General features: G+C 55.5%; 15 protein-coding genes and 4 tRNA genes. All 19 read left to right on the top strand.

The genetic code is table 11. The features are described 5' to 3' along the window. Nucleotides 1–193 precede the first annotated feature (193 nt). The 19 genes from birA to tuf all read left to right on the top strand — a co-directional run bounded on the left by birA (nt 194) and on the right by tuf (nt 19,450). On the top strand, nt 194–1,153 hold the full coding sequence (birA, locus tag BFP96_RS03165; protein ID WP_065935556.1) for a bifunctional biotin--[acetyl-CoA-carboxylase] ligase/biotin operon repressor BirA: 960 nt from the start codon (nt 194–196) through the stop codon (nt 1,151–1,153). Then, a complete protein-coding gene (locus BFP96_RS03160; RefSeq protein WP_065935555.1) occupies nt 1,143–1,892 on the top strand; it encodes a pantothenate kinase in 750 nt (249 codons plus the stop codon). Before birA ends, BFP96_RS03160 begins: the two co-directional genes overlap by 11 nt. A gap of 7 nt (nt 1,893–1,899) precedes the next feature. Next, nucleotides 1,900–2,346 (top strand): hypothetical protein, encoded by a 447-nt coding sequence (locus tag BFP96_RS03155; protein WP_065891602.1) that lies wholly within the window; start codon nt 1,900–1,902, stop codon nt 2,344–2,346. A gap of 141 nt (nt 2,347–2,487) precedes the next feature. After that, nucleotides 2,488–2,572: transfer RNA gene (locus tag BFP96_RS03150), tRNA-Tyr, on the top strand. Nucleotides 2,573–2,595: 23 nt separating this feature from the next. Then, nucleotides 2,596–2,669, top strand: a tRNA-Gly gene (locus BFP96_RS03145). A 26-nt stretch (nt 2,670–2,695) separates the two neighbouring features. Further along, a tRNA-Thr gene (locus BFP96_RS03140) sits at nt 2,696–2,771 on the top strand. Nucleotides 2,772–2,933: 162 nt separating this feature from the next. Further along, nucleotides 2,934–3,009 (top strand) — tRNA-Trp (locus BFP96_RS03135). Between the two features lie 45 nt (nt 3,010–3,054). Continuing rightward, nucleotides 3,055–3,423 carry a preprotein translocase subunit SecE gene (gene secE / locus BFP96_RS03130; RefSeq protein ID WP_003194658.1) on the top strand — a complete coding sequence of 123 codons (369 nt, stop codon included), beginning with the start codon at nt 3,055–3,057 and terminating at the stop codon, nt 3,421–3,423. Nucleotides 3,424–3,432: 9 nt separating this feature from the next. Next, the gene (gene nusG / locus BFP96_RS03125; RefSeq protein ID WP_003176436.1) at nt 3,433–3,966 is read left to right on the top strand and encodes a transcription termination/antitermination protein NusG; all 534 of its coding nucleotides are present in this window, start codon (nt 3,433–3,435) and stop codon (nt 3,964–3,966) included. Nucleotides 3,967–4,082: 116 nt separating this feature from the next. Then, nucleotides 4,083–4,514, top strand: coding sequence for a 50S ribosomal protein L11 (gene rplK, locus BFP96_RS03120; protein WP_003210097.1), 432 nt, complete (start codon nt 4,083–4,085; stop codon nt 4,512–4,514). Next, a complete protein-coding gene (gene rplA / locus BFP96_RS03115; protein WP_003176434.1) occupies nt 4,514–5,209 on the top strand; it encodes a 50S ribosomal protein L1 in 696 nt (231 codons plus the stop codon). Before rplK ends, rplA begins: the two co-directional genes overlap by 1 nt. 199 nt (nt 5,210–5,408) lie before the next feature. Continuing rightward, nucleotides 5,409–5,909, top strand: a complete 501-nt coding sequence (rplJ, locus tag BFP96_RS03110; protein ID WP_056861893.1) for a 50S ribosomal protein L10 — start codon at nt 5,409–5,411, stop codon at nt 5,907–5,909. Nucleotides 5,910–5,987: 78 nt separating this feature from the next. Next, nucleotides 5,988–6,353, top strand: coding sequence for a 50S ribosomal protein L7/L12 (gene rplL, locus BFP96_RS03105; protein ID WP_003176432.1), 366 nt, complete (start codon nt 5,988–5,990; stop codon nt 6,351–6,353). A 219-nt stretch (nt 6,354–6,572) separates the two neighbouring features. Continuing rightward, nucleotides 6,573–10,646: a DNA-directed RNA polymerase subunit beta gene (gene rpoB, locus BFP96_RS03100; RefSeq protein WP_057724824.1), complete on the top strand. Its 4,074-nt coding sequence runs from the start codon at nt 6,573–6,575 to the stop codon at nt 10,644–10,646. Nucleotides 10,647–10,710: 64 nt separating this feature from the next. Beyond that, nucleotides 10,711–14,910, top strand: a complete 4,200-nt coding sequence (gene rpoC / locus BFP96_RS03095) for a DNA-directed RNA polymerase subunit beta' (protein WP_065888415.1) — start codon at nt 10,711–10,713, stop codon at nt 14,908–14,910. Nucleotides 14,911–15,126: 216 nt separating this feature from the next. Further along, on the top strand, nt 15,127–15,498 hold the full coding sequence (rpsL, locus tag BFP96_RS03090; RefSeq protein WP_002555494.1) for a 30S ribosomal protein S12: 372 nt from the start codon (nt 15,127–15,129) through the stop codon (nt 15,496–15,498). A 121-nt stretch (nt 15,499–15,619) separates the two neighbouring features. After that, the gene (gene rpsG, locus BFP96_RS03085; protein ID WP_002555493.1) at nt 15,620–16,090 is read left to right on the top strand and encodes a 30S ribosomal protein S7; all 471 of its coding nucleotides are present in this window, start codon (nt 15,620–15,622) and stop codon (nt 16,088–16,090) included. Between the two features lie 30 nt (nt 16,091–16,120). Beyond that, nucleotides 16,121–18,226 (top strand): elongation factor G, encoded by a 2,106-nt coding sequence (fusA, locus tag BFP96_RS03080; protein WP_015886136.1) that lies wholly within the window; start codon nt 16,121–16,123, stop codon nt 18,224–18,226. 30 nt (nt 18,227–18,256) lie between these two features. Continuing rightward, nucleotides 18,257–19,450, top strand: a complete 1,194-nt coding sequence (gene tuf / locus BFP96_RS03075) for an elongation factor Tu (protein WP_003176426.1) — start codon at nt 18,257–18,259, stop codon at nt 19,448–19,450. Nucleotides 19,451–19,522: the final 72 nt, after the last annotated feature.

The raw sequence follows: 19,522 nt of genomic DNA, 5'->3' as shown, positions 1-19,522 counted from the left end.
GTTTCCCCATGTGAGAGTAGGTCATCGTCAAGATTAAATTCCAGAACCCCTGTTTGCTAACGCAAACAGGGGTTTTGTTTTGGGCGCTCGAAAATCATAAGAGCGTTCACCGCGGCCTGGGGAAGTGCGGCCTTTCTATGCAATGCCTCTTCGCATGGCTATCATGCGTGCCTCATTGTGAGGCGATACCTGCATGCTTACGCTGTTAGAACTTCTGAAAGATGGCCGATTCCATTCCGGAGAGGCGCTGGGTGCTGCCTTGGGCGTTAGTCGCAGTGCCGTGTGGAAGCAGCTTCAGCTTCTTGAGGCCGAATTGAATCTACCTATTCATAAGGTGCGTGGTAAGGGGTACCAGTTAGCGTCGCCACTGGTGTTTCTGAATGCTGAAGGGATTACGCGAAGTGCACCGTCGTTGTCCTGGCCTATCCATATCTACGACTCGATTGATTCCACCAACGCAGAGGCGTTGCGCATGGTTGATGTCGCGCGGGCTGTGCCTTTCCTGGTATTGGCTGAACAGCAAATGGCCGGGCGCGGTAGGCGCGGCCGAAAGTGGGTCAGCCCGTTCGCCCAAAACATCTATTACAGCCTGGTACTGCGTATTGAGGATGGCCTCCGGCAACTGGAAGGTCTGAGTCTTGTTGTTGGCTTGGCGGTCATTCAGGCTCTGCGAGAGTCCGGTGTTCAGGGTGCCGTCTTGAAATGGCCCAATGACGTATTGGTCGGGCGCAAGAAAATCGCGGGGATATTGCTGGAGTTGATTGGGGATCCGGCGGATATCTGTCACGTGGTAATCGGTATCGGGATCAACGTGAATATGCAGAGGGCTGCCGAGGTTGATCAGCAATGGACATCGGTGCAGCTCGAGACTGGATCTGCTGCTGACCGTAATGCTCTGGTGGCCCAGGTCAGCCTGCAACTGCAGCGCTACCTCGATCGACACAGGGTATCTGGCTTTGCGGCCCTCCAGGAGGAATGGGAGCAAAATCATGCGTGGCAAGGGCGCGCGGTATCACTTATCGCGGGTGTGAATCGTGTTGATGGAGTAGTGCTCGGTGTTGATCGTCAAGGAGCGTTGCGCCTGGACGTAGACGGTGTCGAAAAAACATACAGCGGTGGTGAGTTAAGCCTGAGGTTGCGTGATGATTCTTGAGCTCGACTGTGGGAATAGCTTTATCAAATGGCGAGTGCTGAATCTCGACAGGGTGAGCGCCTTTGCGGAGGGCGTGGTCGGTTCGAATGTGGCATTGATTGAGAGTTTGAATGCGGTGCCGGACATGGCACTGACGCGTTGTCGACTGGTGAGTGTTCGCGCCCTGGAGGAAACGGACAAGCTGGTCGAGACGTTGATTGACGCTTTTGGCATTACGGTCTCGTGTGCGACGTCCGCGGTGGAAATGGCGGGCGTTCGCAATGGCTATGAGGACTTTGAGCGGCTTGGCCTGGACCGTTGGCTGGCGATCCTTGGAGGGTACAAGCTAGCGTCCGGCCCCTGCCTGGTGTTGGATTTTGGCACGGCGGCGACTGCAGATTTCATTGATGTCGATGGCAAGCATTTGGGAGGCTTCATTTGTCCTGGTCTGCCGCTTATGCGCAACCAGTTGCGTACCCATACGCGCAAGATACGCTACGACGATGCGTCCGCTGAGCGCGCTCTGGAGCGCCTGTCGCCCGGGCGTACAACGGTCGAGGCGGTCGAGCGTGGCTGTACGCTGATGCTGAGAGGGTTTGTGCTCACCCAGATCGAGCTCGCCAGGAGTTATTGGGGAGATAGCTTCACGGTATTCCTGACTGGCGGAGATGCTGACCTGGTCTTTGACGCTGTGCCGCAGGCACGGCTTGTGCCGGATCTGGTATTTATTGGCCTGGCAATGGCGTGCCCTTTGCCCTGAGGTGCTTATGCGTTGGTTGTTTCTGCTTCTACTGATTCTTAATGTCTTCTATTACATATGGCATCAGCAAGAGGCGCCGTTGCGCGCCAAGGATGTCACTCCTCTGAGTCTTTATCGTGGCTCCCAGCAGGATATAAAACTGCTGAGTGAATCTTCCGATTCGGTGGCTCGCAGGGATCGTGCGAAATCGTCCGACACGCAAAATACCTGCTTGTACATTGGCGGGTTTGCCGATCAGCGCCAGGCGCAATCCTTGGAACAGCGCCTCACGAGCCTGGATATAAAGGTCAAGGTCCAATTGCTGAACATGCCTGAAGCAACCGGTTATTGGCTCCGAGTGTCCCCTGAAAGCAGGCGCCTGGCGGATGATCTGCCCTTTGAAAACCTTGCTAAGGAATTCAATGAGTTAAAACATAAAATAATGCTGTGCGAAGGCATTGCAACTCTCCAATAGTTTGCATAGAATGGCGCCCGCTTCGCAGTGAAGACCTTTAAGGCTTTTGATGCGAAGCAACGTCAACGCAGCTAACCTCATAATTTAAATGAGAAAATGCTTGACAGAAGGTCGGCGTGATGTAAAATGCCGGCTCGCTTAGGAGGGGTTCCCGAGCGGCCAAAGGGATCAGACTGTAAATCTGACGTCTACGACTTCGAAGGTTCGAATCCTTCCCCCTCCACCATTTTAGCGTGAGCTGCAAGCTCCGCGGGTATAGTTTAGTGGTAGAACCTCAGCCTTCCAAGCTGATGATGCGGGTTCGATTCCCGCTACCCGCTCCAAGTTTGCAGGTTGTGCAAGGTGTTTTGCTCTTGTAGCTCAGTTGGTAGAGCACACCCTTGGTAAGGGTGAGGTCAGCGGTTCAAATCCGCTCAAGAGCTCCATATAACAAGGCAGATATGAAAATATCTGCCTTTGTTTTAACAGCTGCCTCGGCTTGTATCGTGCTGTTTCTGGCGTTGGATGTCAGTGATTTCAAGTCTGTTGGGGTTGGTTGTTGTAAAGTCTTTTTCAGGCCTGCATAATGGTCGGCCTGATTTTGTTTTAGGTCAGTAGCTCAATTGGCAGAGCGACGGTCTCCAAAACCGTAGGTTGGGGGTTCGATTCCCTCCTGACCTGCCAGATTCACGTGGTGTGTCTGGCTTTCTTTTCACAGGATCTTCATAGATGACTCCTAAGGCTGAAGCTCAAAGCTCTCGTTTCGATCTGGTCAAGTGGCTCGCAGTAGTCGCCTTGGTGGTCGTAGGCGTTGTTGGCAATCAGTACTATTCTGCTTCGCCGATCCTGTACCGCGTTCTCGCTTTGCTCGCCCTTGCTGCTGTAGCCGCCTTTGTAGGCCTGCAGACTGCCAAGGGCAAGTCCTTCGCGGTCCTGGTAAAGGAAGCTCGCACTGAAATTCGTAAAGTCGTTTGGCCGACTCGCCAAGAAACCACACAGACCACATTGATTGTCGTGGCTGTTGTTCTGGTTATGGCGTTGCTGTTGTGGGGGCTCGATTCCCTGCTCGGCTGGCTTGTTTCCTTGATTGTTGGCTAAGGGTGTCCCGTGGCTAAGCGTTGGTACGTTGTGCATGCTTACTCGGGTTACGAGAAGCATGTTATGCGCTCTTTGCTGGAGCGCGTAAAGCTGGCAGGCATGGAAGATGGCTTCGGCGAAATTCTGGTTCCCACTGAAGAAGTGGTTGAAATGCGGAATGGCCAGAAGCGCAAGAGTGAACGTAAGTTCTTTCCTGGCTACGTGCTGGTGCAGATGGACATGAACGAAGGTACTTGGCACTTGGTCAAGGACACTCCTCGCGTCATGGGCTTCATTGGCGGTACTGCCGACAAGCCTGCACCGATCACCGATAAAGAGGCGGAAGCAATTCTGCGTCGTGTTGCTGACGGTAGCGACAAGCCTAAGCCGAAGACATTGTTCGAGCCAGGCGAGGTTGTTCGTGTCACAGATGGTCCGTTTGCTGATTTCAACGGCACTGTCGAAGAAGTTAACTACGAAAAGAGCCGGATCCAAGTGGCGGTGCTCATTTTCGGTCGCTCTACTCCGGTAGAGTTGGAGTTCAGCCAGGTCGAGAAGGTCTAGCTGAGCAAGCATCCCAACCCCACAGCCTAGGCTGTGGGGTTTTGTCGTCACTGGGATAAACGCGCAAGTAACCGGGGAGCCTTTCGAGGCGCTTGAACCCGTAATTGGAGTGCCTCATGGCCAAGAAGATTACCGCTTACATCAAGCTGCAAGTGAAGGCCGCTCAGGCCAACCCTAGCCCACCCGTCGGTCCAGCTCTGGGTCAGCACGGCGTGAACATCATGGAATTCTGCAAGGCCTTCAACGCCCGTACTCAGGGTATTGAACCAGGTCTGCCGACTCCAGTGATCATCACTGTATACAGCGACCGTAGCTTCACTTTCGAAACCAAGTCGACTCCGGCTTCGGTTCTTCTGAAGAAAGCTGCTGGTCTGACTAGCGGTTCCGCTCGTCCGAACACCGTTAAGGTTGGCACCGTAACTCGTGCTCAGCTGGAAGAAATCGCGAAAACCAAAAACGCGGATCTGACTGCAGCTGATATGGATGCAGCCGTGCGTACCATCGCCGGTTCTGCTCGTAGCATGGGCCTTAACGTGGAGGGTGTGTAATGGCTAAGCTGACCAAGCGCCAAAAGGCTATCGCCGGCAAAATTGAAGCGGGCAAGTCCTACAACTTTGTAGACGCTGCTGCCCTGCTGACCGAGCTGTCGACTGTCAAGTTCAGCGAGTCCGTTGACGTTGCTGTGAACCTGGGTGTTGACCCACGTAAATCCGACCAGGTCGTTCGTAGCGCTACTGTGCTGCCACACGGTACTGGCAAGACTGTACGTGTTGCTGTCTTCACCCAAGGCCCGGCCGCCGAAGCTGCTCTGGCCGCTGGCGCCGATCGCGTTGGCATGGACGACCTGGCTGCCGAAATGAAAGGCGGCGACCTGAACTATGACGTTGTTATTGCTTCCCCGGATGCAATGCGCGTTGTAGGTCAGTTGGGTCAGATCCTGGGTCCACGCGGCCTGATGCCTAACCCTAAAGTCGGCACCGTAACGCCAGACGTAGCTACCGCGGTTAAAAACGCCAAGGCTGGCCAGGTTCGTTATCGCACCGACAAAAACGGCATCATTCACACCTCCGTTGGCAAAGTCGGCTTTGATGCCGTCAAGCTGAAGGAAAACGTTGAAGCCCTGATCGCTGATCTGAAGCGTATCAAGCCTGCTTCCTCGAAAGGTATCTACGTCAAGCGCGTTACCCTGAGCACCACTATGGGCCCAGGTCTGGTCATCGACCAAGGCTCGCTGGACGTATAAGACACAGGTTGGCGCGAGCGATTGCGTCAATTGAAAGATTGGGGTCCCTGCCTGGCGGGGGCTATCCAAGACCGTAGGCGACGCAAGTCTTAAACCAACAAGCCTACGCAGATGGTGCTCCCGGTTCCTTACCGAATCAGACACCAAAACGACATCAGGCCTAGGCCGGATGAAACGGTAACAAGCAGGAGTTAAACCCGTGGCAATTAATCTCGAAGACAAGAAGGCCATCGTCGCTGAAGTCAACGAGGCTGCCAAAGCTGCTCTGTCCGCTGTCGTGGCTGATGCCCGTGGTGTGACAGTAAGCGCTATGACCGGACTCCGTAAAGAGGCTCGTGAAGCTGGCGTATACGTACGTGTTGTACGTAACACCCTGCTCAAGCGCGCTGTTGCTGACACTGAATACAGTGTTCTCAACGACGTGTTCACTGGCCCGACTCTGATCGCGTTCTCCAAGGACCATCCAGGCGCTGCTGCCCGTTTGTTCAAGGAATTCGCCAAGAGTCAGGATAAGTTCGAGATCAAGGCAGCTGCGTTCGAGGGCAAGTTCCTCGCAGCTAACCAAATCGACGTACTGGCAACACTGCCGACCCGTAACGAAGCTATTTCGCAGCTGATGAGCGTGATTCAAGGCGCTACCAGCAAGCTGGCTCGTACTCTGGCTGCAGTTCGCGAGCAAAAAGAAGCTGCCGCAGCCTAAGGCTGAGCAAATTCTTTCGCGTATTTTTGTTTATTTCGATGGCCGCGTAGGCCGTCCCCCAATTCAGGAAATACAGCAATGTCTATCTCCCAAGACGATATCCTCAACGCCGTAGCTGAAATGTCGGTTCTGCAGGTTGTTGAGCTGATCAAAGCTTTCGAAGAAAAATTCGGCGTTTCCGCTGCCGCTGCTTCCGCTGGCCCAGCTGTTGCTGCTGTCGCTGCTGAAGAGCAAACCGAATTCAACGTCATGCTGCTGGAAGCTGGCGAGAAGAAAGTAAACGTGATCAAGGCAGTACGTGAACTGACCGGTCTGGGCCTGAAAGAAGCCAAGGCTGTAGTTGACGGCGCTCCTGCCCAGGTTCTGGAAGCTGTGTCGAAAGACGCTGCTGACAAAGCCAAAGCTACTCTGGAAGAAGCAGGCGCTAAAGTCGAGCTGAAGTAAGCATCGACCTTGCGTCTCCAGCCCAAGCTTTAAGCTGAAGGCTGATGGCTGGTGGCTCTTGCCACCGGCCTTTTTCCGTTCTTGGCTGTCGACTCGGTCGCCGCCATTAACGCGCTGTAGCCACCCGATGCGGTGGTGCAAACCATGGGGTTTGCAAGATTTTCTGGCTGCTCCCGTCGGGAGGGCCAAACAAGCAGGTGACCAAGCTGGGGAACGCTGATGGCTTACTCATATACTGAGAAAAAACGTATCCGCAAGGACTTTAGCAAGTTGCCGGACGTCATGGATGTCCCGTACCTTCTGGCTATCCAGCTGGATTCGTATCGTGAATTCTTGCAGGCGGGAGCGACCAAAGATCAGTTCCGCGACGTGGGCCTGCATGCGGCCTTCAAATCCGTTTTCCCGATCATCAGCTACTCCGGCAATGCTGCGCTGGAGTACGTCGGTTATCGCCTGGGCGAACCGGCATTTGATGTCAAAGAATGCGTGTTGCGCGGTGTTACGTACGCCGTACCTTTGCGGGTAAAAGTCCGTCTGATCATCTTCGACAAAGAGTCGTCGAACAAAGCGATCAAGGACATCAAAGAGCAAGAAGTCTACATGGGTGAAATCCCCCTGATGACTGAGAACGGTACCTTCGTTATCAACGGTACCGAGCGCGTAATCGTTTCCCAGCTGCACCGTTCCCCGGGCGTGTTCTTTGACCACGACCGCGGCAAGACGCACAGCTCCGGTAAGCTCCTGTACTCCGCGCGGATCATTCCGTACCGCGGTTCGTGGTTGGACTTCGAGTTCGACCCGAAAGACTGCGTGTTCGTGCGTATCGACCGTCGTCGTAAGCTGCCGGCCTCGGTACTGCTGCGCGCGCTCGGCTATACCACTGAGCAAGTGCTGGACGCCTTCTACACCACCAACGTATTCAGCCTGAAGGATGAAACCCTCAAGCTGGAGCTGATCGCTTCGCGTCTGCGTGGTGAAATTGCCGTCCTGGACATCCAGGATGAAAAGGGCAAGGTCATTGTTGAAGCCGGCCGCCGTATCACCGCGCGCCACATCAACCAGATCGAAAAAGCCGGTCTCAAAGAGCTGGAAGTGCCGCTGGACTACGTCCTGGGTCGCACTACCGCCAAGGTCATCGTTCACCCGGCGACAGGCGAAATCCTGGCTGAGTGCAACACCGAGCTGAACACCGAGATCCTGGCCAAAATCGCCAAGGCTCAAGTCGTTCGCATCGAGACCCTGTACACCAACGACATCGACTGCGGTCCGTTCATCTCCGACACCCTGAAGATCGACTCCACCAGCAACCAATTGGAAGCGCTGGTCGAGATCTATCGCATGATGCGTCCTGGTGAGCCACCTACCAAAGATGCTGCCGAAACCCTGTTCAACAACCTGTTCTTCAGCCCTGAGCGTTATGACCTGTCTGCGGTCGGCCGGATGAAGTTCAACCGTCGTATCGGTCGTACCGAGATCGAAGGTTCGGGCGTGCTGTGCAAGGAAGACATCGTCGCGGTACTGAAGACCCTGGTCGACATCCGTAACGGTAAAGGCATCGTCGATGACATCGACCACCTGGGTAACCGTCGTGTTCGCTGCGTAGGCGAAATGGCCGAGAACCAGTTCCGCGTTGGCCTGGTACGTGTTGAGCGTGCGGTCAAAGAGCGTCTGTCGATGGCTGAAAGCGAAGGCCTGATGCCGCAAGACCTGATCAACGCCAAGCCAGTGGCTGCGGCGGTGAAAGAGTTCTTCGGTTCCAGCCAGCTCTCGCAGTTCATGGACCAGAACAACCCGCTCTCCGAGATCACCCACAAGCGCCGTGTTTCGGCACTGGGCCCGGGCGGTCTGACCCGTGAGCGCGCAGGCTTCGAAGTCCGTGACGTACACCCGACGCACTACGGTCGTGTCTGCCCGATCGAAACGCCGGAAGGTCCGAACATCGGTCTGATCAACTCCCTGGCCGCTTATGCGCGCACCAACCAGTACGGCTTCCTCGAGAGCCCGTACCGTGTGGTGAAAGAAGGCTTGGTCACCGACGAGATCGTGTTCCTGTCCGCCATCGAAGAAGCTGATCACGTGATCGCTCAGGCTTCGGCCACGATGAACGACAAAAAAGTCCTGATCGACGAGCTGGTAGCTGTTCGTCACTTGAACGAGTTCACCGTCAAGGCGCCGGAAGACGTCACCTTGATGGACGTATCGCCCAAGCAGGTAGTGTCGGTTGCAGCGTCGCTGATCCCGTTCCTGGAACACGATGACGCCAACCGTGCGTTGATGGGTTCCAACATGCAGCGTCAAGCTGTACCGACCCTGCGCGCCGACAAGCCGCTGGTAGGTACCGGCATGGAGCGTAACGTAGCCCGTGACTCCGGCGTTTGCGTCGTGGCTCGTCGTGGTGGCGTGATCGACTCCGTTGATGCCAGCCGTATCGTGGTTCGTGTTGCCGATGACGAAGTTGAAACCGGTGAAGCCGGTGTCGACATCTACAACTTGACCAAATACACCCGTTCGAACCAGAACACCTGCATCAACCAGCGTCCGCTGGTGCGTAAGGGTGACCGCGTTCAGCGTAGCGATATCATGGCCGATGGCCCGTCCACCGATATGGGTGAGCTGGCACTGGGTCAGAACATGCGCATCGCGTTCATGGCCTGGAACGGTTACAACTTCGAAGACTCCATCTGCCTGTCGGAACGCGTTGTTCAAGAAGATCGCTTTACCACGATCCACATCCAGGAACTGACCTGTGTGGCACGTGACACCAAGCTTGGGCCAGAGGAAATCACTGCAGACATCCCTAACGTGGGTGAAGCTGCACTGAACAAGCTGGACGAAGCCGGTATCGTTTACGTAGGTGCTGAAGTTGGCGCAGGCGACATCCTGGTCGGTAAGGTCACTCCGAAAGGCGAGACCCAACTGACTCCGGAAGAGAAGCTGCTGCGTGCCATCTTCGGTGAAAAAGCCAGCGACGTTAAAGACACCTCCCTGCGCGTACCTACCGGTACCAAGGGTACCGTCATCGACGTACAGGTCTTCACCCGCGACGGCGTTGAGCGTGATGCTCGTGCACTGTCCATCGAGAAGACCCAACTCGACGAGATCCGCAAGGATCTGAACGAAGAGTTCCGTATCGTTGAAGGCGCGACCTTCGAACGTCTGCGTTCCGCTCTGGTAGGCCACAAGGCTGAAGGCGGCGCAGGCCTGAAGAAAGGTCAGGACATCACCGACGAAATCCTCGACGGTCTTGAGCACGGCCAGTGGTTCAAGCTGCGCATGGCTGAAGATGCTCTGAACGAGCAGCTCGAGAAGGCTCAGGCCTACATCGTTGATCGCCGCCGTCTGCTGGACGACAAGTTCGAAGACAAGAAGCGCAAACTGCAGCAGGGCGATGACCTGGCTCCGGGCGTGCTGAAAATCGTCAAGGTTTACCTGGCAATCCGTCGCCGCATCCAGCCGGGCGACAAGATGGCCGGTCGTCACGGTAACAAAGGTGTGGTCTCCGTGATCATGCCGGTTGAAGACATGCCGCACGATGCCAATGGCACCCCGGTCGACGTCGTCCTCAACCCGTTGGGCGTACCTTCGCGTATGAACGTTGGTCAGATCCTCGAAACCCACCTGGGCCTCGCGGCCAAAGGTCTGGGCGAGAAGATCAACCGTATGATCGAAGAGCAGCGCAAGGTCGCTGACCTGCGTAAGTTCCTGCACGAGATCTACAACGAGATCGGCGGTCGCAACGAAGAGCTGGACACCTTCACCGACCAGGAAATCCTGGATCTGGCGAAGAACCTGCGCGGCGGCGTTCCAATGGCTACCCCGGTGTTCGACGGTGCCAAGGAAAGCGAAATCAAGGCCATGCTGAAACTGGCAGACCTGCCGGAAAGCGGCCAGATGCAGCTGTTCGATGGCCGTACCGGCAACAAGTTCGAGCGCCCGGTTACTGTTGGCTACATGTACATGCTGAAGCTGAACCACTTGGTAGACGACAAGATGCACGCTCGTTCTACCGGTTCGTACAGCCTGGTTACCCAGCAGCCGCTGGGTGGTAAGGCTCAGTTCGGTGGTCAGCGTTTCGGGGAGATGGAGGTCTGGGCACTGGAAGCATACGGTGCTGCATACACTCTGCAAGAAATGCTCACAGTGAAGTCGGACGATGTGAACGGTCGTACCAAGATGTACAAAAACATCGTGGACGGCGATCACCGTATGGAGCCGGGCATGCCCGAGTCTTTCAACGTGTTGATCAAAGAAATTCGTTCCCTCGGCATCGATATCGATCTGGAAACCGAATAACACGTGACGCGAATCGAGAGCGAGGCCGTTTGGCCCGCTCTCTGCTCCGCCAGGAGGAAAGGCCTTGAAAGACCTACTGAATTTGCTGAAAAACCAGGGTCAAGTCGAAGAGTTCGACGCCATCCGTATTGGGTTGGCATCGCCTGAGATGATCCGTTCGTGGTCGTTCGGTGAAGTTAAAAAGCCGGAAACCATCAACTACCGTACGTTCAAACCTGAGCGTGACGGCCTGTTCTGCGCCAAGATCTTTGGCCCGGTAAAGGATTACGAGTGCCTGTGCGGTAAGTACAAGCGCTTGAAGCACCGTGGCGTGATCTGCGAGAAGTGCGGCGTTGAAGTTGCACTGGCCAAGGTTCGTCGTGAGCGCATGGCGCACATCGAACTGGCTTCGCCGGTTGCCCACATCTGGTTCCTGAAATCGCTGCCGTCCCGTATCGGCTTGCTGATGGACATGACCCTGCGTGATATCGAACGCGTTCTCTACTTCGAGAGCTACGTCGTTATCGATCCAGGCATGACCACCCTTGAAAAAGGTCAGCTGCTGAACGATGAGCAGTACTTCGAAGCGCTGGAAGAGTTCGGTGACGATTTCGATGCCCGCATGGGTGCCGAAGCTGTCCGCGAACTGCTGCACGCTATCGACCTGGAGCACGAGATTGGCCGTCTGCGCGAAGAAATTCCGCAAACCAACTCCGAAACCAAGATCAAGAAGCTGTCCAAGCGTCTGAAGTTGATGGAAGCCTTCCAGGGTTCCGGCAACCTGCCAGAGTGGATGGTGCTGACCGTTCTGCCGGTTCTGCCGCCAGACCTGCGTCCGCTGGTACCGTTGGACGGTGGTCGTTTCGCGACGTCCGACCTCAACGACCTGTACCGCCGCGTGATCAACCGTAACAACCGCTTGAAGCGCCTGCTTGATCTGTCCGCTCCGGACATCATCGTGCGCAACGAAAAGCGTATGTTGCAGGAAGCCGTCGACGCCTTGCTCGACAACGGTCGTCGTGGCCGTGCTATCACCGGTTCCAACAAGCGTCCTCTGAAATCCCTGGCTGACATGATCAAGGGTAAGCAGGGTCGTTTCCGTCAGAACTTGCTCGGTAAGCGTGTTGACTACTCCGGTCGTTCGGTAATTACCGTAGGCCCGACCCTGCGTCTGCACCAGTGCGGTCTGCCCAAGAAGATGGCACTCGAGCTGTTCAAGCCGTTCATCTTCGGCAAGCTGGAAATGCGCGGTCTGGCGACCACCATCAAAGCGGCCAAGAAAATGGTCGAGCGCGAACTGCCAGAGGTTTGGGACGTTCTCGCTGAAGTGATTCGCGAACACCCGGTTCTCCTCAACCGTGCACCGACCCTTCACCGTCTGGGTATCCAGGCGTTTGAACCGGTACTGATCGAAGGTAAGGCTATCCAGCTGCACCCTCTGGTCTGTGCTGCGTACAACGCCGACTTCGACGGCGACCAAATGGCCGTGCACGTACCGCTGACACTGGAAGCCCAGTTGGAAGCGCGCGCGTTGATGATGTCGACCAACAACATTCTGTCGCCAGCCAACGGTGAGCCAATCATCGTTCCGTCGCAGGACGTTGTATTGGGTCTGTACTACATGACCCGTGAAGCGATCAACGCCAAGGGCGAAGGTCGCGTATTCGCTGACCTGCAGGAAGTTGACCGTGTGTTCCGTGCCGGCGAAGCCGCACTGCACGCCAAGGTTAAAGTGCGGATCCACGAAACCGTCAACGACCGTGATGGCGGCAGCGTGAGCAATGTCCGTATTGTCGACACTACTGTCGGCCGTGCGCTGTTGTATCAAGTTGTGCCAAAAGGTCTGTCGTACGACGTCGTCAACCTGCCGATGAAGAAAAAGGCGATCTCCAAGCTGATCAACCAGTGCTACCGCGTGGTTGGTTTGAAAGAGACCGTTATCTTCGCTGACCAGTTGATGTACACAGGTTTCGCTTACTCGACTATCTCCGGCGTTTCCATCGGCGTTAACGACTTCGTTATCCCGGATGAAAAAGCTCGCATCATCAGTGCCGCCACTGACGAAGTGAAAGAGATCGAGAGCCAGTACGCCTCCGGCCTGGTAACCCAGGGCGAGAAGTACAACAAAGTGATCGACCTTTGGTCCAAGGCCAACGACGAAGTGTCCAAGGCGATGATGGCCAACCTCTCGAAAGAGAAAGTCATCGACCGTCATGGCGTCGAAGTCGATCAAGAGTCTTTCAACTCGATGTACATGATGGCCGACTCGGGCGCACGGGGTTCTGCTGCGCAGATCCGTCAGCTCGCCGGTATGCGTGGCCTGATGGCCAAGCCGGATGGCTCCATCATCGAAACGCCGATTACCGCGAACTTCCGTGAAGGTTTGAGCGTACTTCAGTACTTCATCTCCACTCACGGTGCTCGTAAAGGTCTGGCGGATACCGCGTTGAAAACCGCTAACTCCGGTTACCTGACGCGCCGTCTGGTAGACGTTGCACAAGATCTGGTTGTAACCGAGATCGATTGCGGCACCGAGCACGGCCTGCTGATGACTCCGCACATTGAAGGCGGTGACGTTGTAGAGCCACTGGGTGAGCGCGTATTGGGTCGTGTGATTGCCCGTGACGTGTTCAAGCCAGGTACCGAGGAAGTTATCGTTCCTGCCGGCACCCTGGTAGACGAGAAGTGGGTCGAGTTCATCGAACTCAACAGCATCGACGAAGTGATCGTTCGCTCGCCGATCAGCTGCGAAACCCGCTACGGCATCTGCGCCAAGTGCTACGGCCGTGACTTGGCTCGTGGTCACCAGGTGAACATCGGTGAAGCGGTCGGCGTTATCGCTGCCCAGTCCATCGGTGAGCCGGGTACCCAGCTGACCATGCGTACGTTCCACATCGGTGGTGCGGCAAGCCGGACCTCCGCAGCCGACAGTGTTCAGGTGAAGAATGGCGGTACCGTCCGCCTGCATAACCTCAAGCACGTTGAGCGAGTGGATGGCCACCTGGTCGCTGTGTCCCGTTCCGGTGAGCTGGCAATCGCTGATGACTACGGTCGTGAGCGTGAGCGTTACAAGCTGCCGTACGGTGCTGTGATTTCGGTCAAGGAAGGTGACAAGGTCGACGCTGGCGCAATCGTGGCCAAGTGGGACCCGCACACCCACCCAATCGTTACCGAAATGAAAGGTACCGTGACCTACGTGGGCATGGAAGAAGGCATCACGATCAAGCGTCAGACTGACGAATTGACCGGTATGACCAACATTGAAGTACTCGACGCCAAAGACCGTCCAGCTGCCGGCAAAGACATCCGTCCTGCCGTGAAGATGGTCGACGACAACGGCAAGGATCTGTTGCTGCCAGGCACTGACGTAATCGCTCAGTACTTCCTGCCAGCCAACGCCCTGGTCGGTGTAGCGGATGGTGCGAAGATCGCGATCGGTGATGTTATCGCGCGTATCCCGCAAGAAACGTCGAAAACTCGCGACATCACCGGTGGTCTGCCGCGTGTTGCCGACTTGTTCGAAGCGCGTCGCCCGAAAGAAGCGTCGATTCTGGCTGAAGTCAGCGGCACCATCGCGTTCGGTAAAGAGACCAAGGGCAAGCGCCGTCTGGTCATTACCCCGAACGACGGTAGCGATCCGTACGAAGAGCTGATTCCGAAGTGGCGTCACCTGAACGTCTTCGAAGGCGAACAGGTAAACCGCGGCGAAGTTATCTCCGACGGCCCGAGCGATCCACACGACATCCTGCGTCTGCTGGGTGTGAGTGCGCTGGCCAAGTACATCGTTAACGAGATCCAGGACGTTTACCGCCTGCAAGGCGTGAAGATCAACGACAAGCATATCGAGACCATCCTGCGTCAGATGTTGCGTAAAGTTGAAATCGCTGAATCCGGCGATTCCAGTTTCATCAAGGGCGACCAGATGGAACTGACTCACGTACTGGTGGAAAACGAGCGCCTGGCGAACGACGAGAAATTCGTTTCCAAGTTCACTCGCGTGCTGCTGGGTATCACTAAGGCGTCGTTGTCCACTGAGTCGTTCATCTCGGCGGCCTCCTTCCAGGAGACCACTCGTGTACTGACCGAAGCAGCGGTAACCGGCAAGCGCGATTACCTGCGCGGCCTGAAAGAAAACGTAGTCGTGGGTCGTTTGATCCCGGCCGGTACCGGTTTGGCTTACCACAGCGAGCGCAAGCGCCGCCGTGATGCTGACAAGCCGTTGCGCGTGAGCGCCAGTGAAGTGGAAGCTGCACTGACCGAAGCGCTGAACTCAAGCGGTAACTGAGTTCTGCGATAGATGAGGCCGGGCCCTGACACCCCCATTCGTCGGATCGAGGCATATATGCCCCGATTCGACGAGAGGGGAGGTCGGGGCCTTGCCTTGACTGGGGACAAGATCCTCTTTAGACTCTTGTACCCCTAAATTTGGCGGGAATTCGTTCCTGCCATTTTGCTTTTCTTGCAAGACAATAGCGTCGCAAGACAACAGTGGAGCTAGTAGATGGCAACTATCAACCAGCTGGTACGTCAGCCGCGTAAGCGTATCGTCGAGAAATCCGACGTGCCTGCGCTGCAGAACTGCCCGCAACGTCGTGGCGTATGCACCCGTGTGTATACCACCACGCCGAAAAAACCTAACTCGGCACTGCGTAAAGTATGCCGTGTGCGCCTGACCAACGGTTTCGAGGTTTCCTCGTACATCGGCGGTGAAGGCCACAACCTGCAAGAGCACAGCGTGGTACTGATCCGCGGCGGTCGTGTAAAAGACTTGCCAGGTGTTCGTTACCACACCGTACGCGGCTCCTTGGATACTTCCGGCGTTAAAGGTCGTAACCAGGGTCGTTCGAAGTACGGTACCAAGAAGCCTAAGTAGTAGCGGCTTTTTGTAAAAAAACTGAATCATCTTATTTTCTGAGTCGATAAGAGTAAGGTCGGACGCGTCCCGAAAGGGCACCGATTCCGAGCGAACCTGAAGACCGTTTGAGGGCTTATCCATGCCAAGAAGACGCGTAGCAGCCAAGCGCGAAGTGCTTGACGATCCAAAATACGGAAGCCAAATTCTGGCCAAGTTCATGAACCACGTGATGGAAAGCGGCAAGAAAGCCGTTGCCGAGCGTATCGTTTATGGCGCGCTGGAAAAGGTTAAAGAACGCAAGAACAGCGACCCCCTGGAAATCTTCGAGAAAGCTCTCGACGCCATCGCTCCGCTGGTCGAAGTGAAGTCGCGCCGTGTAGGCGGTGCTACTTACCAGGTTCCGGTTGAAGTTCGTCCGTCCCGTCGTAACGCCCTGGCAATGCGCTGGTTGGTAGACTTCGCCCGTAAGCGCGGCGAGAAGTCTATGGCTCTGCGTTTGGCCGGCGAACTGTTGGACGCTGCTGAAGGTAAAGGTGCTGCTGTTAAGAAGCGTGAAGACGTGCACCGTATGGCTGAAGCCAACAAAGCTTTCTCGCACTACCGCTTCTAATTTTAGCTTCACTAATTTTGCGAGGGCTTTATGGCTCGTACTACTCCGATTAGCCGCTACCGTAACATCGGTATCGTCGCTCACGTGGATGCTGGTAAAACCACCACCACCGAGCGCGTACTGTTTTACACCGGCAAAAGTCACAAGATGGGCGAGGTGCATGATGGCGCCGCGACCACAGACTGGATGGTTCAGGAGCAGGAGCGTGGTATTACCATTACTTCTGCTGCCATTACCGCCTTCTGGAAGGGTTCCGAGAAGCAGTACAAAGATGAGCACCGCTTCAACGTAATCGATACCCCGGGCCACGTAGACTTCACCATTGAAGTTGAGCGTTCCCTGCGCGTACTCGACGGCGCTGTCGTTGTGTTCTGCGGTACCTCGGGTGTTGAGCCACAGTCGGAAACCGTATGGCGTCAAGCCAACAAATACGGCGTTCCACGTCTTGTTTACGTAAACAAGATGGACCGTGCCGGTGCGAACTTCCTGCGCGTGATCGGTCAGATCAAGCAGCGCTTGGGTCACACCCCGGTGCCAATCCAGTTGGCTATCGGTTCCGAAGATAATTTCCAGGGTCAGATCGATCTGTTGACCATGGAAGCTGTCTACTGGAACGATGCCGACAAAGGTATGGTTCCTGTTCGCAAGCCTATCCCTGCTGAACTGCAGGAACTGGCTGACGAATGGCGTAACAACATGGTTGAAGCTGCGGCCGAAGCCAACGAAGAGCTGATGAACAAGTACCTCGAAGGTGAAGAACTCACCAACGTGGAAATCAAGGCCGCTCTGCGTCAGCGTACTATCGCTGGCGAAATCGTCCTGGCTGTTTGCGGTTCCTCGTTCAAGAACAAGGGCGTTCCCCTGGTTCTCGATGCTGTGATCGACTACCTGCCGGCACCGGTTGATATTCCTGCCATCAAGGGTACTGACCCGGATGACGAGACTATCGAGCTGGAGCGTCATGCAGACGACGCAGAACCGTTCTCCGCTCTGGCATTTAAAATTGCCACCGACCCATTCGTGGGTACCTTGACCTTCGTCCGCGTTTACTCGGGCGTGTTGAACTCCGGCGACGGCGTGATCAACTCGGTTAAAGGCAAGAAAGAGCGCGTGGGTCGTATGGTGCAAATGCACGCAAACGCCCGTGAAGAGATCAAGGAAGTACGCGCTGGTGACATCGCGGCCTTGATCGGCATGAAGGACGTCACCACCGGTGAAACCTTGTGCAACGCTGACAAGCCAATCATCCTGGTTCGCATGGACTTCCCGGAGCCGGTTATTTCGGTTGCCGTTGAGCCAAAGACCAAGGATGACCAGGAAAAAATGGGTATCGCTCTGGGCAAGCTTGCTCAGGAAGATCCATCTTTCCGCGTCAAGACTGATGAAGAGACTGGTCAAACGATCATCTCCGGCATGGGCGAGCTGCACCTGGACATCCTGGTTGACCGGATGCGCCGTGAGTTCAACGTCGAAGCCAACATCGGTAAGCCTCAGGTTTCCTATCGTGAGCGCATCACGAAGAACTGTGAAATCGAAGGCAAGTTCGTTCGTCAGTCCGGCGGTCGTGGTCAGTTCGGTCACTGCTGGATCCGTTTTGCTCCTGCTGACGAAGGTCAGGAAGGTCTGCAATTCGTGAACGAAGTAGTAGGTGGTGTTGTTCCTAAGGAATACATCCCTGCTATCCAGAAGGGTATCGAAGAGCAGATGAAGAACGGTGTTGTTGCCGGCTATCCGCTGATCGGCCTGAAAGCAACCGTTTTTGACGGTTCTTACCACGACGTCGACTCCAACGAGATGGCGTTTAAGGTGGCTGCCTCCATGGCAACCAAGCAACTGGCCCAGAAGGGCGGTGGTGAGTTGCTTGAGCCAATCATGGCGGTAGAAGTTGTTACACCTGAAGACTATATGGGTGATGTCATGGGCGACCTTAACCGTCGTCGCGGCATGATCTTGGGTATGGAAGACACGGTTTCCGGCAAAGTGATTCGCGCCGAGGTTCCGTTGGGTGAGATGTTCGGTTATGCGACCGACGTTCGCTCCATGTCCCAGGGTCGCGCAAGCTACTCTATGGAATTCAAAAAATACAACACAGCTCCGGCGCACATCGCTGAAACTGTATCCAAAAAACAAGGCTGATTCAGTCCTTTAGGCAAGGAGTTAATTGTCGTGGCTAAAGAAAAATTTGATCGTTCCCTACCGCACGTCAACGTTGGCACCATCGGTCACGTTGACCACGGTAAAACCACTCTGACTGCTGCTCTGACTCGCGTTTGCTCCGAAGTATTCGGTTCCGCAATCGTTGATTTCGATAAAATCGACAGCGCACCAGAAGAGAAAGCTCGTGGTATCACCATCAACACCGCGCACGTTGAATACAACTCGCTGATCCGTCACTACGCTCACGTTGACTGCCCAGGTCACGCTGACTATGTGAAGAACATGATCACCGGTGCTGCCCAGATGGACGGCGCAATCCTGGTTTGCTCGGCCGCTGATGGTCCGATGCCACAAACCCGTGAGCACATCCTGCTGTCCCGTCAGGTTGGCGTTCCGTACATCGTGGTTTACCTGAACAAGGCTGACCTGGTAGACGACGCTGAGCTGCTGGAACTGGTTGAGATGGAAGTGCGCGACCTGCTGAGCACTTACGACTTCCCAGGTGACGACACTCCGATCATCATCGGTTCTGCTCGTATGGCTCTGGAAGGCAAAGACGATAACGAAATGGGCACCACGTCCGTTCGTAAACTGGTTGAGACTCTGGACAGCTACATCCCAGATCCAGTCCGTGTTATCGACAAGCCGTTCCTGATGCCAATCGAAGACGTATTCTCGATCTCCGGTCGCGGTACTGTTGTAACTGGTCGTATCGAGCGCGGTATCGTCAAGGTTCAAGATCCACTGGAAATCGTTGGTCTGCGTGACACTACCGTCACCACCTGCACCGGTGTTGAAATGTTCCGTAAGCTGCTCGACGAAGGTCGTGCTGGTGAGAACTGCGGCGTTCTGCTGCGTGGTACCAAGCGTGACGACGTTGAGCGTGGCCAGGTTCTGGTCAAGCCAGGTTCGGTTAAGCCGCACACCAAGTTCGAAGCTGAAGTGTACGTGCTGAGCAAAGAAGAAGGCGGCCGTCACACTCCGTTCTTCAAAGGCTACCGTCCACAGTTCTACTTCCGTACTACCGACGTAACTGGTAACTGCGAACTGCCGGAAGGCGTAGAAATGGTAATGCCAGGCGACAACATCAAAATGGTTGTCACCCTGATCAAAACCATCGCTATGGAAGACGGTCTGCGTTTCGCAATCCGTGAAGGCGGCCGTACCGTTGGTGCTGGCGTTGTAGCTAAAATCATCGAGTAATTATCTCTTCTGAGATAGCTCTGATGTTTTGAAAAGGCCCCCGCTCAGCGGGGGCCTTTTTTATTGGGTTGA

Origin of the sequence: Pseudomonas sp. 34 E 7, from assembly GCF_900005715.1 — a bacterium.
Classification (GTDB): domain Bacteria; phylum Pseudomonadota; class Gammaproteobacteria; order Pseudomonadales; family Pseudomonadaceae; genus Aquipseudomonas; species Aquipseudomonas orientalis_A.
The sequence above is the reverse complement of the archived record's forward strand: the minus strand, read 5'-3'. Positions and strand labels throughout refer to the sequence as shown.